Here is a 16,987-nt window from a genome sequence, read left to right on the forward strand (position 1 = left end):
GAGTAGTAACCGATGAGCAACGATCTGACCATCCAGCGTACCGCGGAAGCCGTGGAGTCACCGCTCTTGATCAACAGTATCCTGGAGGCCGGCGTTCGCAACGCACCCAATCAGGAAATCGTCTACGCCGACCAGCGGCGGATGACCTATCGGGAAATGGGGGAGCGGGTTGCTCGTCTCGCCAGCGCCTTGCAACAGCAAGGAGTGAAACCCGGTGATACCGTGGCGGTGATGGACTGGGACACCCATCGCTATCTGGAAGCGTTCTTCGCCGTGCCGATGATGGGCGCGGTCCTGCACACCGTGAACGTGCGTCTGAGCCCGGAGCAGATTCTCTACACCATCAACCACGCCGAGGATGATGTGATTCTGGTGAACCGGGAATTCCTGCCGGTGCTGGATCAGATCAAGGACCGCATCGAGACGGTCAAGACTTACATTCTGCTGGATGACGAAGGCGGCGACACCGACACCGCCATTGATCTGGCCGGTGAGTACGAGGCTCTGGTGGCCCAGGCTTCCGCCCAATTCGATTTCCCGGAGCTGGATGAGAATACCCGTGCCACCACCTTCTACACCACGGGGACTACGGGGCTGCCCAAGGGCGTGTACTTCTCCCACCGGCAACTGGTGCTGCACACCTTTGCCGGCCGTGCCGCTCTGACCGGCACCGGTCACGGCCGTTTCAATCAGAACGACGTGTACATGCCGATCACGCCGATGTTCCACGTGCACGCCTGGGGCGTGCCGTTCGTCGCCACTTTGCTCGGCGTGAAGCAGGTTTATCCAGGCCGCTATGTGCCGGAAACCCTGCTCAAGCTGCTGATCACTGAAAAGGTGACCTTCTCCCACTGCGTGCCCACCATCATTCAGATGCTGTTGCAATCGGAAGCGGTGAAGAACATCGATCTGAGTGGCTGGAAGGTGATCATTGGCGGTTCCGCGCTGCCCAAGCCCTTGGCCAAGGGAGCCCTGGAACGTGGTATCGACATTTACAGCGGTTACGGCATGAGCGAGACCTGTCCGCTGATCTCCCTGGCTCTGCTGACGCCGGAGCTGGAACAGGCCGATCTGGAAACCCAGGCGGATTACCGCACCCGCACTGGCCGTCCGGTTCCCATGGTGCAGTGGCGCATTGTCGACGGTGACATGAACGATGTGCCCCACGACGGCAAGTCGCAGGGTGAGCTGGTGCTGCGCGCCCCCTGGCTGACCCAGGGGTACCTGAAGGACGAGTCCAATTCCCAAGAGTTGTGGCGCGGTGGCTGGATGCACACCGGGGATATCGGGGTGATCGACGCCGATGGTTGGCTGAAAATCACCGACCGCATCAAGGACGTCATCAAGACCGGCGGCGAGTGGGTATCCTCCCTGGATCTGGAGAGCCTGATTCTTCAGCACGATGCCGTGCGTGAGTGCGCGGTGGTGGGCGTGCCGGACGAGAAATGGGGTGAACGCCCGGTGGCGCTGGTGGTCAAGGGCGCCGAAGTGGAAGCGCAGGCGATCATCGACATGGTGGCCGATTATGCCGAGAAGGGTGTGATCAGCCGCTATGGCATCCCGGATCGCGTGGTGTTCGTGGAGGAGCTGCCACGCACCTCCGTGGGCAAACTGGACAAGAAAAAGATGCGCGCGGAGCTGGTCTGACCCTCCGGCCGGCGGGAGCCCTCCCGCCGGCTTGCCCTTCCCCCTGTCACATAATGACTGCACAATGCAGTGTCATACTCCGTGGTCTGTTGTATCAAATGTAAGTGCCTTTGAACCCTGGGCGGGTTCCCGGGTCCGATCCACGGAATAACGCTCAAGCCTTGGACGGCGTAGAGACCTTAAACGGGCTCTAAGAGCGATCATTACGGAATACAGAACAATCCTTTCTTACCGGCCCGTGGCAGTGCCGGTACCTTCGGTTGCCTGATTTTTTTATGGGAGCCGGCCCGGTCACGGTTCTCTCCGTGACGGCGTTGTTGCTCGGAGAACAAGATGGTGCGTGTGGGCGCCTTTGTGGTGGTGATAGTCGTGGCGGCGGTTGCGCTGTTCTGGTGGTGGCGGGCTGAAGAGCCGGCGGCCACCGGAGCCCGGCCGGCGACCACGGTCAATGTGATTTCGGCTCTGGTACGTCCCCTGACGGAAAAAGTGGAAGTGGTGGGCAACGCCCGTGCCACCCGCGCCGTGGTACTGTCCGCGGAGGTGGAAGGCCGGGTGATGCAAGTGCATTTTCAGGAAGGGCAGGCCGTTGACGCCGGAGACCTGCTGGTGGAGCTGGATGACCGCCAGGCGAAAGGCGAGCGGGACCGGTTGCGCGCTGAATACCAGCGGGCGCTGTCCGATTACCAGCGTGCTTCCCGTCTGATCGACAGCCGTGCCATTTCCCAGGCCGAGGTGGACAACCTCAAGAACGGCATGGAAGCGGCCCGGGCGGCTTTGCGGGTGGCCCAGGCCACCTATGAAAAGCATAAGATCCGCGCGCCTTTCGAAGGCGTGGTGGGGTTGCGCCAGGTCGACCCCGGTGCTTATCTGCAGCCGGGTACGCCGGTGGTCACCCTGGATAGCGTGCGCAATCTGGAAGTGACCTTCGAGGTGCCGGAGCGCTATCTGGCCCGGGTGAAGCCGGGGCTGGTATTGATGGTGTCCAGCGACAGCTATCCGGAGCGCCTTTTCCAGGGCAAGGTCACGTTGCTGGACTCCCGCGTCAACGCCGCCAGCCGGACGCTGTCGGTGAAAGGCAGTCTGGACAACAGTGATGGGCTGCTGCGGCCGGGGCAACTGCTGCAAATCGATATCCTGCTCAGCCAGCATCAGGCCTTGCTGGTACCGGAACAGGCGATTGTCGCCCAGGGCGCCCAGAATTTCGTGTTCGTGGTAGCCGAGAACAACACAGCTTTGCGGTTGCCGGTGGAGCTGGGTGGGCGCCGGGACGGCTGGGTCGAAGTGGTCCAGGGCCTCGGCGATGACGACGCGGTAATCGTTAACGGGCACAGCCGGCTTGGCAGCGGCGCGCCGGTGAAGGTGGTCGAGGATGAAGGGGCGCTGCTGCCGTCTCAGCGGGTTCTGCTGGAGACCAGTGCCTGATGATCCTCAGCGATGTCTCCATCAAGCGTCCGGTGTTCGCCACCGTGATCAGTCTGCTGATCGTGGTGTTCGGCATCAGCGCCTTGATGAAGCTGCCGGTGCGGGAATATCCGGATATCGATCCCCCCGAGGTATCGGTGGCGGTGGAATACCCGGGAGCGGCGCCGGAGGTCATTGATACCCAGATCATCCAGGTCATCGAAGGGGCCATCGCCGGCGTGGAAGGGGTCCGCCGCATTGAATCCCGTTCCCGCCGGGGGGCCGCCCGCACCTCGGTGGAGTTCAACCTGGACCGGGATCTGGATGTCGCCGCCAACGATGTCCGCGACGCGGTGTCGCGGGTGCTCAATCGTTTGCCGGAGGAAGCGGAAGCGCCGGTTATCGCCAAGACCGACGCTGATGCCCGGCCCATCATGTGGGTCACACTCAGTAGCGACAGTCTGGCGCCGCAGGAACTGACCGATTTCGCTGAACGCTCGCTGGTGGACCGTTTCGCCGTTCTGGGCGGGGTTTCCGAAGTCATTATCGGCGGTGAACGCCGCTATGCCATGCGCGTATGGCTGGATCGTCAGCGCATGGCCGCCAACGATGTCACTGTCACCGACATCTATAACGCTTTGCGCGCCAACAACGTGGAATTACCGGCCGGCCGCCTGGATTCCGACAGCCGCAGTTTTACCGTTCGCGCCGACAGCCGGCTTGGCTCGGTGGAAGAGTTCAACCGCATGGTGGTGCATCGCCAGGGCAATTATCTGTTGCGGCTGGGGGATGTGGCGCGGGTGGCGCTGGGCGTGGAAAACGACGACACCGTGTTGCGAGCCAACGGCCAGACCGCCATCGGGCTCGGGGTGGTGCGCCAGTCCAAGGCCAATACCGTCACCGTGTCCAACAATGTCCGCGAAGAAATCGAGGCGGTGCGCAATAACCTGCCCGATGACATCCGCCTGGACGTGAATCACGACGAATCCCTGTTTATCCGCGCGTCCATCAAGGAAGTGCTGGTGACCCTGGCGATGAGCGTGACGCTGGTGATCCTGGTCATTTTTGTTTTCCTGGGCAATCTGCGCGCCACACTGATCCCGGCGGTCACGATTCCGGTATCCATCGTGGGAGCGTTCATTGGTCTGGGGATTCTCGGATTTTCCATCAACGTGCTGACGTTGCTGGCGCTGATTCTGGCCATCGGTCTGGTGGTGGACGATGCCATCGTCATGCTCGAGAACATCCAGAGGCGTATCGACGAAGGTGAAAGTCGTCTGGTGGCCGCTTTCTTGGGGGCTCGGCAGGTGGCCTTCGCGGTCATTGCCACTACCGCCACTCTGGTGGCGGTCTTTGTACCGATCTCTTTCATGGGGGGCGATGTCGGACGTCTGTTTGGCGAGTTCGGTTTTACCCTGGCGGTGGCGGTGATCATTTCCAGCATAGTGGCGTTGTCCCTGGCTCCGATGCTGTGCTCCCGCTGGTTGCACGCGCACACCCCTGAGCAGGAAAAGCAGGAACAGAACAACCTGCTCAACCGGGCGCTGAATGGACTCAACCAGGCCTACGGGACGAGATTGGCTAAGACTCTGCGGCGACCCGCTCCCATTGTGGTGATCTCGGTGCTGATCTGCGTGGCCGCGGGGGGGGTATTCAGCCAGCTGTCCCGGGAACTGGCCCCCACCGAGGATCGGGGTGTGTTCATCGTGTCGGCGAACGCCCCGCAGGGATCCAGTACCGCATACGCCAGTCACCATATTCAGAAAGTGGAGGAAAGGCTGCTTCCTTTGATCGAGGACGGGGTGGCGGTTCGGGTGTTATCCATTGTCGGTTTTCGCGGGCAGACCGAGCGTGGTTTCAGCATCGTGCGTCTGGAGCAGTGGGAAGATCGGGACCGGAGACAGCAAGACATCGTTAACGACATTCGCGGCGAAGTCACCACCGTGCCCGGTCTGCGCGTATTTGCCGTTAATCCACCGGGATTGGGGCAAAGCGGTTTCGATCAGGAGCTGGAGGTGGTGATCGGGGGGCAGGATTACGAATCCGTGGTGGGCTGGAGCGAGACCCTGCGCGCCGCCATGGCCGCCAATCCCAATCTGTTGAGCGTGGACACCGATTACGAGGAAACCCAGCCCCAGGTGGAAGTGGTGATCGACCGGGACCGGGCGGCGGACTTCGGCATTTCCGCCGCCGAAGTGGGCCAGACCCTGCAAGCCATGTTCGCCACCCTGACGGCCTCGACTTATATCGACCGGGGCCGTGAATACGATGTCCTATTGGAAGCGCGGGAGCAGGATGCCCGCATTCCGGACGACATCAACTCGATTTACGTACGCACCGCCAGCGGTGATCTGGTGCCCTTGTCCAGCCTGGTGGAGCTGCGCACCCTGGGGGCGGCGCCGGAACTGAGAAGACTGGACCGTCTGCCGGCGGTAACGCTTTCCGCGAATCTGGCCCCGGGCTATGACCTGGGCCGCGCGTTGGATTTCATCGAGCAGACGGTGCGGGAAACCCTGCCGCTGGAAGCGCGTTTGAGCTACAAAGGCGTTGCCCAGGAATTCACCGAGGCTTCCGCGGCGATTCTGATAACGTTCCTGCTGGCTCTGGTAATCGTCTTCCTGGTGCTGGCGGCGCAATTCGAAAGCTGGATCCATCCGCTGATCATTATGCTGACGGTGCCCCTGGCGATCGCCGGCGCCATTCTGGCGTTGCGTGTGACCGGCAACAGCCTGAATATCTACAGTCAGATCGGTATGGTGATGCTGGTGGGACTGATGGCCAAGAATGGTATTCTTATCGTCGAATTCGCCAATCAGCTGCGCGACCAGGGGCTGGCGGTACGTGAGGCGGTCTATCAAGGTGCTATTCTACGCTTCCGGCCCGTATTGATGACGGGTATTTCCACCATCTTTGGCGCGGTCCCCCTGGTGCTGGCCACCGGTGCCGGAGCGGAAAGCCGCATGACCATAGGGGTGGTGATTCTCGGTGGCCTGTTGTTCGCCACTGTGCTGACCCTGTTCATTATTCCCGTGCTCTATCTGTGGCTGGCCCCCTACGCCCGCCCGGCGGACGCGGTGGCTCAGCAGCTGGCGTCGCAAATGCGGCGGGAAACGGATCGCTGATCCGGCCCCGTCCCGCACCGGATATCTCCAGGTAACCCGCATGGATTATCAACTGGTTCGCTCCAAGCGACGTACACTGGCTTTACGAGTGGCGGCCGATGGCCAGGTCGAAGTCCGCGCGCCGTTACGTCTCGGCCGCCGGCACATCGATGACTTCGTGCACGAACACCGGGACTGGATCCGGCGCCAGCAGGCCTATTGGCGCGCCCGGCCTCGCCAGCATTGGCGGGAAGGTGATACCGTGCCGCACCTGGGCCGCCCGGTGCGGTTGCGGGTTACCCATGCGGCCAGACCCCGGGTGGAGCTGGAAGGGGATATTCTGACCGTGGCGGTGCCGCCGCCGGCGTTGGAGGAGACGGTCAGGGAAGCCGTGGAAGCCTGGTGGCGGCGACAGGCGCGCGACCAGTTCCAGCACAGTATCGAACGGCAATTCCACTGGTTCGCGGCCCGTGGCCATGAATTACCGGTATTGAGGATCAAGAAAATGCGCACTCGCTGGGGATCTTTGTCCCAGCGGGGGTACATCAACCTGAACCTGGCGCTGATGCGCTACGACCTTGAGGTGATCGATTACGTGGTAATGCACGAACTTTGTCACTTGGAGTACGCCCATCATGGACCGCAATTCCATGACCTTATGGATAGACGCATGCCGGACTGGCGGCGTCGAAAACAACGATTGGATCAAGTATTGCCTGAATAAAAGGAGACGGCTTTGACTATAGACATCGATACCCTGATCAATGGACTGCGGGAAAAAGATCCCCATCAAACCTACTTCCACCAGGCGGCCAGTGGTCTGCTTGAAGGGTTGGCGCCGTTCCTGCGGAACCAGCCTCGCTACGCGGATCCGAGTTTGTTCGCGCGCCTGCTGGAGCCGGAGCGGGTGATCATTTTCCGTGTACCCTGGGTGGATGATCAGGGGAGGGTGCAGGTGAACCGTGGCTTCCGTGTGCAAATGAACGGTTCTCTCGGCCCTTATAAAGGCGGATTGCGCTTCCATCCGTCGGTGAATCTCGATGTCCTGCGTTTCCTGGCTCTGGAACAGACCATCAAGAATGCATTAACCGACCTGCCCCTGGGATCCGGTAAAGGGGGGGCGGATTTTGATCCCCATGGCCGTTCCGATGGCGAGATCATGCGATTCTGTCAGGCCTTTATGGCGGAACTGTTCGATCATATCGGTTCCGACGTCGACGTCCCGGCCGGAGATATTGGTGTCGGAGCCCGGGAAATCGGCTACTTGTTTGGTATGTACCGGAAACTGAACCGCTCCCACGACAGCGGTGCCATCACCGGCAAATCGCCGGTCTTCGGCGGCAGCCTGCTGCGCACCGAAGCCACCGGCTATGGGTTGGTGTATTTCCTTCAATACATGCTTCAGGAACAGCAAGAGTCCCTGGAGGGGCGGCGGATAGCGGTGTCCGGCGCTGGTAACGTGGCTCGCTACGCGGCGGAGAAAGCGTTGGCGGAAGGCGCCACGGTCATCACTTTGTCCGACTCCCGCGGTGCCTTGCATGCTCCCAACGGGCTGACTCAGGAACATCTGGAGACCCTTGATCGGATCCAGGAGGAAGGTGGTCGCCTCCATCAACTGCCGGAGCACCACGATGGTCTGACCTACGAAAGCGGCATCAAGCCCTGGCGGTTCCCCTGTGACATCGCCTTGCCCTGTGCAACCCAGAATGAACTGGATGAACAGGACGCCCGTGTTCTGGTGGAAAATGGCTGCCGCTGGGTGGCGGAGGGCGCCAATATGCCCACCACCACGGAGGCGATTGCCCATTTAGTGAGCCACGGTGTCGGTTACGGACCCGGCAAGGCCGCCAACGCCGGCGGTGTGGCGGTAAGCGGTCTGGAGATGAGTCAGAACAGCCTGCGTCATCCCTGGAGCCGTGAAGAAGTGGACCGGCGTCTGCACGACATCATGTCGCGCATCCACCATAAGTGCCTGGAATATGGTGGCCAGGGCAAGCGCCCGGATTATGTCCAGGGCGCCAGTGTGGCCGGCTTCGTGCGGGTGGCGGAGGCGATGCTGCGCCAGGGCGTGGTCTGATCCGCTAAAGGCAGGGCTGTCGCCGCTTGTACGGACGAGCGATTCGGCGGCCTTCAACCCCCGGCTGGTCGTACGGACAATTTGTCCCGGGCCAGTCTTGGCGGGTCTGGAAAATCAATCAAGGCGTCGGCGCCAATCGAACGTAAAAAGGCATCGGCCTGTTCCCGGGCCGCTGGCTCCATCCCCTTCAGGTGATCGCGAATCCGCTGCACCATCCACAGACTATAGGGACGCAGGATTCTTTCCCCGCGCCGGCCTTCCAGCTCAAACCCGTGCTTGCCCAGGGTCCGGGGCAGAGGCTCGCCGGGATGCTCCGCCATCCAGGCACTGACCTTGCCGGCGGCGTCCACCAAAGGCGGCAACTGTTCCCGGGCCATACGGCGCAGGATCGGCAGCAGCGTGGCGGGGATGTCATCACCATCGTCCAGCGGTTGCCTCAATCGCTGGGGCTGAAACTGCAGCTCCTCCACCCAGCGTGTCACGTTCGGTGCCCGCCGACGCATTAGCTCACCGGGTGTGGGATCGCGATAGAGATGGGCATAGAGCGGACCGATCAGGCCGAAGTCGGCCATGGTGGCCTGGGCTCCAAGCAGGGCTGGTGACGAGGCGAAATGGGCATCCAACTCCGCCAGCAGGGCTTCGTAGGCAGTTTCCACCGCGTCCATCATGTCCGGTGTGGCGCCCAACAGTGACGCGGCGTTGGAGAAAGGCACGGCCAGCTTGCCGCCAATCTTGAACTGCTCTTCGGCGGACGCCTGAGGCGCATTGAGGGCGCCGAATTCGCCCATTGCCCATTCGCGATCATAGTGCCAACGGTAGTGCATGGCGGGGATCACCAGCCATTCATCCCCGTAGGTTTCCAGCATCAGTGCGACCAGCTTGCGAATGGGGGTGGCGGGATAGACGGAAGGCGGGCCGTTGGCGCGATCCCGGTCCAGGGTATCGATGATCACAGTGGTGTCTTGCAGGATCTCGCCGCTTTGGGTGCGCAGTACCGGAATCACTGGTACGCCCACGGAGGGGAGAATCACCTGTCTGTAAACGTCGGCACTGGCGATCACTTCCTCGAACGGAAGATCCGCCCAGCGCAGGTAGGCGCGGACTTTGCCAGTGAAGTAGCTGACTTCACCGCCATACAGGGTAATCGTCATGGTCTCTGCCTGGCTTTGTCGATTGTCGTCGTAATACAGGGAGACGTGGCGAGGCCGTCAAGTTGCCGCGGCGGACAGGTTGTCCGGAGCAAAGGGGGAGGTTGGGAGATAAAAAAGAAGAATCCGACGGTCCGGCTTTCGCCGTCGCCCTGAGTCCTTAATATGAAAACCCCGCGCGAGGCGGGGCTTTCCAGCGTACTAAGAAGCCTTAGCCGGCTTCTACGTTAGCTGCCTGCGGGCCTTTCGGGCCCTGCTGGATATCGAAGGAAACTTTCTGACCTTCAGCCAGGGTACGGAACCCGGAGCCTTGGATCGCGCTGAAGTGAACGAATACGTCCGCACCACCGTCGTCCTGGGAGATGAAACCGAACCCCTTGGACTCGTTGAACCATTTAACGGTACCAGTAGCCATGTGAATCTATACCTCAAAACTTTACATAGGGTTTTGCTTGCAAACCGGAGGAGGGTGTTCGGAGACTTCTCAGCTTCGCGCGGGGGAAGGCAACTACCAAAACAAACCACCACTGCCTGAATCTGCAGCACTTCCGACTCTACTCCCCTTTTCTAGCCGGCACCACCGATTTTTTTGTAACCGAGGCTCGTGGCGGGAATATGGTCCGCAATCGGGGCCGGGCCGGTTTCTATTTGAAACCGGCGGCGATCTCCAGTTCCCGTACCGAATTTTCCAGATAATCCAGCAGGCGCTGCATGGAGGGCAGGGTCCGGCGGCAGGCGATCAGGCCGAATTCCAGCTGATCCTGATAGCTGGTCAGGGTGATATTGAGGGCGATCCGATCCAGTACCACCGATACCGGGTACATGCCGCGCAAGCGGGCGCCATTCCAATACAACGGCTCCCGCGGTCCGGGGACATTGGAGATAATCACATTGAAAGCGCGCCATTTTGGTGCAAGCCCGGTGAGCAGGTTGAGACCGGTGGGAGTCATGCTCAGGGCGGTGAAATTGAGAATTTCCTCCGGGCTCATTTGGGCAAAGCGCCGTTTGGCGTCTTTCACCGAGGCCTGGACGATACGCAGGCGGTTGGCCGGATCACACACATGGGTGCCGAGATTGGCCAGAATCAGGGCAATCTGATTGCCGCCGGCGCTGTCATCCTTGCGCAGGGAGAGTGGCACCATGGCGATCAGCGGCTGGTCCGGCAGGGCGTTCTGGCCGATCAGATATTCACGCAGTGCATGGCCGCACATGCTCAATACCAGATCGTTGATGGTGCAGTTGAAAGTACCGGCCAGCTTGCGCAGACGAGGCAGGGCAAAACTTTGCGCGGCGAAACGACGGGAGCCGGTGATGCACTGGTTCAGCATGGTATCCGGCGCCTGGAAGATGGACACGTAGTTCGGGTCGGTCTTGGCTTTCTGGCTGACCTTATACAGTTCCCGCGCCAGCGCCGGCACCGTGGCCACCTGCTTGCTCACGCCGGCGGTCAGGCGCGCCAGACTGCTCATGGCGTCCACCGGATTGCTGGGCAGAGAGCGTTGTTTTTTCTCGGGTTTATAGGCCCACACTGGCGGCAGGTCCCGCTCATGCGGATCCTTGGACAGCGCCCGCATGCCCATGCGCATGGCGGAGATACCGTCGACCACGGAATGGTGCACCTTGGTGTAGAGGGCAAACTGGCGTCCGCGAATCCCTTCGATCAGATGGGCCTCCCACAGTGGCCGTTCCCGGTCCAGCAGGTTGGAGTGTTCGGCGGACACCAGTGACAACAGTTCACGAATTCGGCCCGGTTTGGGCAGCGCCTCGTGGCGGAAGTGGTGATCGATGTCGAACTGCTTGTCCTCGGTCCAGAAATACTGGCCGAAACGGCGGGTCAGACGCTGATTGAACGGGGGCTCGGGACAGCAATAGTCGCGGATCGACTGGGCCAGTTCGCTGACGTACTTGGGCCCGGCATCCTCGGGAAACGAGAACAACTGCAACCCGGCCACATGCATGGGTTGCTGGCGCTTTTCCAGCCACAGAAAGAGCTGGTCCACGGGACTCAGTGATTTCATGCCATCCCCTTTGTTATGCGGTTAACGCTTATCTGCCTGGCAATAGTTGATAGTGCCCTAAAATCCAGACCCGGCGCGATCAAAGATCGAGCCGGTCGGGCACGCCCTATCATGACACCCCATACTGGCGGTGTGATCCGTTCTCTGCACCCTCACTCTCTGTACTAAAAAGGTGCAATATTCCTGCCATCTTCATGCCACCGAACGGTCACACCCATAAGCCAGCCTGGGGCAAAAATTTTGGGAGTCTGGAATGACGCGCCTTTCATTGATCCTTGCCTGCGCCCTGGTGGGACCGCTCGCCCACGGGGATGTGCTGATCAGCGAGTACGTCGAGGGCGGTGGATACAATAAAGCCCTGGAGCTATACAACAATGGCGGCAGCGCCGTCAGCCTGGATGGCTATCGTCTTGAACTGTATTCCAATGGTGGTGTTACGGCCTCGCGCTCCCAAACGCTGGAGGGGGTGCTGGAAGCCGGGGAAGTCCTGGTCATCATCACTGATGATTCCAGAGCCGACAGCGAGTTGATCAGTAAAGGCGATCTACCCAGCGACACCATCAACCACAACGGTGACGACGCCTACGTACTGTTCAACGGCGATGCCGTGGTGGACAGCTTCGGCCGGGTCGGCGAGGACCCCGGAGACGCCTGGACCAACGGCGACGTCACCACCAAGGACCGTACCCTGCGGCGCATGGCAACCGTGACCAGCGGAGACACCGTCATTGATGACGCCTTCGATCCCGCGGAGCAATGGATCGTGTTCGACAAGGACGACTTCAGCGGTCTGGGCCTGCCCGGAGAAGAGGGAACGGAAGAAGAAGAACCTCCGATGGTGGAACTGGGCAGCTGCGGTGATCCCGCCACCCTGATCTCGCAAATCCAGGGGCAGGGAGACGCCTCCCCGCTGATCGGCGAGGCCCATGTGGTGGAAGCGGTGGTCACCGCGGTCTTCCCGGGTCTCAGCGGCTTCTTCGTGATCGAGGACAACGGCGACCGGGATGGGGATGAGCTGACCTCCGAAGGGCTGTTCGTCTATACCGGTAATAACGAGGTTTCGGTGCAGGCGGGCAATCAGATCCGTGCCAGTGGTGCCATCAGTGAGGAGAACGGCCAGACCCAGATTGCCTGGAGTGAAGGTGAGGTGTGCGCTGCTCAAGTGGCGGTGACGCCGGCGACACTGACTTTGCCGCTGACCGAGGCGGATCAGATGGAAGCTCTGGAAGGGATGTGGGTAGTGAGCGATCAAACCCTGACGGTGAGCGAAGTCTATGATCTGGCCCGCTACGGCTCGGTGATGCTCAGCCACGGTCGCCGCATGATTCCCACCCACGCGGCCGAACCCGGAGACGCCGCCAACGCGGTGGCCGAAGCCAACGCCCTCAACCGGATTTTGTTGGATGATGCTGGCAACGCGCAGAATCCGGATCCGGTGATCTACCCCGAAGGCGGCCTGTCCGCCACCAATACCCTGCGGGTCGGGGACACCGTTACCGGATTGGAAGGCATTGTCAGCTACGGCTTCAATGACTGGCGCATCCAGCCGGTATCGGTACAGATCGAAGCCGCCAATCCGCGCCCGCAAGCGCCTGCCCGCACCGCCGGCAGCAACCTGCGGGTGGCGGCGTTCAACGTACTGAACTTCTTCAACGGTGACGGTAATGGCGGCGGGTTTGATGATCCAGACTACCGGGGCGCCAACAATCCGGCCGAATTCGAACGGCAAAAAGCGAAAATTCTCACCGCCCTGTCGCAACTGGATGCTGACGTCATCGGCCTGATGGAAATCGAGAACGACGGCTACGGTAACGACTCCGCCATCGCCGAACTGACCGAGGCTTTGGGAACGTCCTGGGCCTTTGTTGACCCGGGGCTGGAGCGGCTGGGCACCGACGTCATCGCCGTTGGTTTGCTCTACCGCACCGATGTGGTGGAACCGGTGGGCCAGCCGGCCACGCTCGAAGGCGGGCCTTTCACCGATAAAAGCCGGCAACCGCTGGCGATGAGCTTCCGTCATCTCAACAGCGGGGAAGTGGTCACGGTGTCGGTGAACCATCTCAAGTCCAAGGGCAGCTGTCCCAAAGCAGAGGACAACGACGACGCCAACGCGGAACACGGCCAGGGTTGCTGGAATCCGCTGCGCACCGAGTCCGCGCGGATGCTTGCTGACTGGTTGGCGAACAACCCCACTGGTCTGGAGGAAGCCGCCGCCGGTACCCTGATCATTGGTGACCTCAATGCTTACGCCAAGGAAGATCCGATCCGTGCACTGGAAGAGACGGGCTACCAGAATCTGCTGGCCCGCTTTAACGGCGATGACGCCTATAGTTATGTATATAAGGGCGAAACCGGTTATCTGGACCACGCACTGGCGGACGCGGGACTGGAGAGCGCGATCCTGGGCGCTGGTGAATGGCACATCAACGCCGACGAGCCCCGCGCCCTGGATTACAACACCGAATATAAGAGCGAAGGGCAGATCGACAGCTTCTACGCCACCGACGCCTACCGCGCCAGCGACCATGACCCGGTGTGGGTGGACCTGGCCCTGGATGGTGGTGAGCCCCAGCCGGAACCCGAGCCCGGCGATGAGGATGATTCCGGCAGCTCAGGCGGCGGTGCCCTCGGTGGCCTGATCACCCTGGCGTTGCTGGCTGGCCTGCGCCGCCGGATTCACCGTTAGGTGACGCCGGCACGGGTTGGTTTACAGCGTTCGCCGAGACACCAATAATCCGGCATGTTGCCATGTCGGATTATTGGGAATCCGCGCTTCATGGGGAATTCGCTGTATGCCCAAGGGACCGTTCGCGGCGGTGTTGTTCGATCTGGACGGGACCTTGGTGGATACCCGGCTGGATTTCGCCGCTTTGCGGCTGGAACTGGGGTTTCCTGAAGGCATTGGTGTGCTTGAGCACCTGGCGACCCTGGAAGACCCGGAGCAGGCAGCTTGGGCGAGTACGGTGATTGATCGCCATGAAATGGAAGGGGCGGCGGCGGCCACCTGGATCGACGGCGCCAAACACGTTCTGGAGACGCTCCATCGGAAGGGCGTGCCCACGGGTATCCTCACCCGTAACAGTCGGGCGGCGGTGGCACGGACCAATGCCGTGCTGGGGTTGCCGGTGGACCTGATCCTGACCCGCGAGGATTGTGCTCCGAAGCCACATCCCGAAGGTTTACTGTTGATCGCTGATCAACTCGGATTGCGGCCGGCCGCCACGGTGTATGTCGGGGACTTCGTCTTTGATCTCCAGGCCGCCCGTAATGCCGGTATGGCATCGGGATTGTTGCGCAATGGGAAGAATCGACATTTCCAGGACCAGGCGGATCTGGTGCTGGATCACCTTGGCGAGGTACTGGACTGGCTGTAATCCGGCAATGGCGCAAACCGCGAACACCGCCGGATTGAAAGATCATCGCGGCTCTTTCCTATATGCGGAGGACCGCTCCCACGGGGACAGCACCAGTCCCCCGTGGGAGCGGTCGATCGACCGCGATTAGTGGTGTGAGAACGCTTACTCGTAGTCGAACGAGAAGTGCTCCGCGCTCATCTGCATGGTGCTGCGAGTGGGTTTGAGCGCCGCGTCGGCATGGCCTTTGGCGGCGGGCAGCAGGCGATCGAAATAGAACTCCGCGGTGGCCAGCTTCGCCTTGTAGAACTCCGCCGGCTCATTACCTCCGTTCTCCAGCTTGTCGCGGGCGGTGGCGGCCTGCAGGGCCCAGAAGTACGCCATCATGGCGTAGCCCGAGTACATCAGGTAGTCATAACTGGCGGTGGAGACGATGTCCCGGTCCTTGGTGGCGGCCAGCATGATGCGGGTGGTCAGATAGTTCCATTCGGCGGCGATTTTCAGCAGCTTCCAGGCGTAGGGGCGCAGTTTGGCGTCCTTGAGGTGCTGCCGCCCGAAGTCCACCAGGTTCTTGGAGAAGCTGCGCACACATTTGCCGCGGCTGGTCAGCAGCACTTTGCGGCCAAGCAGATCCAGTGCCTGGATGCCGGTGGTGCCTTCGTACAAGGTGGAGATGCGCGCGTCCCGGGCGATCTGCTCGATGCCATGTTCCTTGATATAGCCGTGGCCGCCGAATACCTGCATGGCTTCGTTGGCGGCTTCCAGGCCTTTTTCAGTGAGGAAGCCTTTCAGGATCGGGGTGAGAAAGCCCAATTCGCTGTCCCACTTGTCGTACTTCTTCTGATCGTTTTCCAGCATGCCGGCGATCATATGGTCCGCGTACATGGCGGTGAAGTACGCCATGGCGCGGCCGCCTTCGGCATAGGCTTTCTGCTTGAGCAGCATGCGGCGCACGTCGCCATGATGAATCAGAGCATCGGCTACCTGTTCCGGGTCTTTCTTACCGGACAGGGCGCGCATGGAGCGACGTTCCTTGGCGTAGGGCAGGGAGGCCTGATAGGCGCGTTCGGCGTGGGCCACACCTTGAATCGCGGTGCCGACACGGGCGCTGTTCATGAAGGTGAACATGCACTCCAGGCCCTGATTGGGCGGGCCGATCAGGAACCCGGTGGCCTGGTCGAAGTTCATCACGCAGGTGGCGGAGGCCTTGATACCCATTTTCTTCTCCAGGGCACCACAGCTCACGCCGTTGTCCTCGCCGATCTGGCCCGGCAGATACTTGGGTACGATGAACAGCGAAATACCCTTGGTGCCGGCGGGGGCGTCCGGCAGGCGCGCCAGTACGATGTGGACGATGTTCTCGGTGAGATCGTGGTCACCGGAGGAGATGAAAATCTTGGTGCCGGTGATCTTGTAGGAACCGTCTTCCCGGGGCTCGGCCTTGGTTTTCACTTGCCCCAGGTCGGTGCCGCATTGCGGCTCGGTCAGGCACATGGTGCCGGCCCAGGTGCCTTCGGTCAGCTTGGTCAGATAGGTTTCTTTCTGCTCGTCGGTACCGTGCATCTGGATAGTGTTCATCGCCCCCAGGGACAGGCCCGGGTACATGGCGAAGGACCAGTTGGCGGTGCCGAGCATTTCATGCTTGATCAGGCCCAGGGACATGGGCAGGCCCTGGCCGCCGTACTCCACCGGATGGCTCAGGCCTTGCCAGCCTCCAGCGACGAATTCGCGATAAGCCTCGGGGTAGCCTTTGGGGGTGAACACCTGCCCGTTCTCGAGGCGGCAACCTTCCTCATCGCCGCTCTGATACAGCGGGGCAACGGTGTTCTCGCACAGCTTGGCCATCTCCGACAGGATCGCTTCCACCATGTCCGGGGTGGCTTCTTCCCCGTTGGGCAGCGTCTTGTAGTGGCTTTCGAAATCAAACACTTCATTCATCAAAAAGCGCGTATCGCGCAGGGGAGCCTTGTAACTCGGCATAAACACACCTTCGGTTGGCAAACGGGCCGGATGCCGCATTGTTGGCGAACAGTCGTTGACAGACATTGACGGGAAGGCGTGTGAGGGGCGGCTTTAGGGTAAATAGGTGAGGAGTCTTGAGGGAACGTTTATGCACCAAATCGCGGAAAGAGGTAGCTACAAGGCCGCTGTGGGAGATTCTATGGTGCCCTGCAACGCTTAAAAGAGCTTTGCGGGGCAATATTCTTGTTGCTGCTTCATCAGGGCGAAGGCGGTGCGGGCG

At 61.1% G+C, this 16,987-nt stretch carries 11 protein-coding genes; 7 read left to right on the top strand and 4 right to left on the bottom strand.

Annotated elements, in window-relative coordinates; translation table 11 throughout:
- Positions 1-12 precede the first annotated feature (12 nt).
- From CRO06_RS09990 to gdhA, 5 genes are all read left to right on the top strand, one after another.
- The gene (locus CRO06_RS09990) at positions 13-1,647 is read left to right on the top strand and encodes a fatty acid--CoA ligase (RefSeq protein WP_022997386.1); all 1,635 of its coding nucleotides are present in this window, start codon (positions 13-15) and stop codon (positions 1,645-1,647) included.
- 333 nt (positions 1,648-1,980) lie between these two features.
- A complete protein-coding gene (locus CRO06_RS09995; RefSeq protein ID WP_097058352.1) occupies positions 1,981-3,069 on the top strand; it encodes an efflux RND transporter periplasmic adaptor subunit in 1,089 nt (362 codons plus the stop codon).
- Positions 3,069-6,170 (top strand): efflux RND transporter permease subunit, encoded by a 3,102-nt coding sequence (locus CRO06_RS10000; protein ID WP_097058353.1) that lies wholly within the window; start codon positions 3,069-3,071, stop codon positions 6,168-6,170. Before CRO06_RS09995 ends, CRO06_RS10000 begins: the two co-directional genes overlap by 1 nt.
- Positions 6,171-6,210: 40 nt before the next feature.
- Complete coding sequence (locus CRO06_RS10005) at positions 6,211-6,873, top strand: M48 family metallopeptidase (RefSeq protein ID WP_022997383.1); 663 nt, start codon at positions 6,211-6,213, stop codon at positions 6,871-6,873.
- Positions 6,874-6,891: 18 nt separating this feature from the next.
- Positions 6,892-8,226 (top strand): NADP-specific glutamate dehydrogenase, encoded by a 1,335-nt coding sequence (gene gdhA, locus CRO06_RS10010; RefSeq protein WP_200866132.1) that lies wholly within the window; start codon positions 6,892-6,894, stop codon positions 8,224-8,226.
- A gap of 53 nt (positions 8,227-8,279) precedes the next feature.
- Here gdhA and CRO06_RS10015 read toward each other — a convergent pair whose 3' ends face one another.
- The 3 genes from CRO06_RS10015 to CRO06_RS10025 all read right to left on the bottom strand — a co-directional run bounded on the left by CRO06_RS10015 (position 8,280) and on the right by CRO06_RS10025 (position 11,392).
- Positions 8,280-9,377, bottom strand: a complete 1,098-nt coding sequence (locus CRO06_RS10015) for a glutathione S-transferase (RefSeq protein WP_063141320.1) — start codon at positions 9,375-9,377, stop codon at positions 8,280-8,282.
- A gap of 208 nt (positions 9,378-9,585) precedes the next feature.
- Entirely contained in the window at positions 9,586-9,789 is a 204-nt protein-coding gene (gene cspE, locus CRO06_RS10020) for a transcription antiterminator/RNA stability regulator CspE (protein WP_014996745.1), read from the bottom strand.
- Between the two features lie 229 nt (positions 9,790-10,018).
- Positions 10,019-11,392 (bottom strand): WS/DGAT/MGAT family O-acyltransferase, encoded by a 1,374-nt coding sequence (locus CRO06_RS10025; RefSeq protein ID WP_022997380.1) that lies wholly within the window; start codon positions 11,390-11,392, stop codon positions 10,019-10,021.
- Positions 11,393-11,645: 253 nt separating this feature from the next.
- On the opposite strand from CRO06_RS10025, the gene CRO06_RS10030 reads away from it, so the two are divergent.
- Positions 11,646-14,078, top strand: a complete 2,433-nt coding sequence (locus CRO06_RS10030) for an ExeM/NucH family extracellular endonuclease (RefSeq protein ID WP_097058354.1) — start codon at positions 11,646-11,648, stop codon at positions 14,076-14,078.
- A gap of 106 nt (positions 14,079-14,184) precedes the next feature.
- A complete protein-coding gene (locus CRO06_RS10035) occupies positions 14,185-14,766 on the top strand; it encodes an HAD family hydrolase (protein ID WP_022997378.1) in 582 nt (193 codons plus the stop codon).
- Between the two features lie 144 nt (positions 14,767-14,910).
- Here the strand turns inward: CRO06_RS10035 and CRO06_RS10040 are convergent, their stop codons facing one another.
- Positions 14,911-16,725 carry an acyl-CoA dehydrogenase C-terminal domain-containing protein gene (locus CRO06_RS10040; RefSeq protein ID WP_026948790.1) on the bottom strand — a complete coding sequence of 605 codons (1,815 nt, stop codon included), beginning with the start codon at positions 16,723-16,725 and terminating at the stop codon, positions 14,911-14,913.
- Positions 16,726-16,987: the final 262 nt, after the last annotated feature.

The sequence above is a fragment of the Alloalcanivorax xenomutans genome, from assembly GCF_900217905.1.
Lineage (GTDB): Bacteria > Pseudomonadota > Gammaproteobacteria > Pseudomonadales > Alcanivoracaceae > Alloalcanivorax > Alloalcanivorax xenomutans.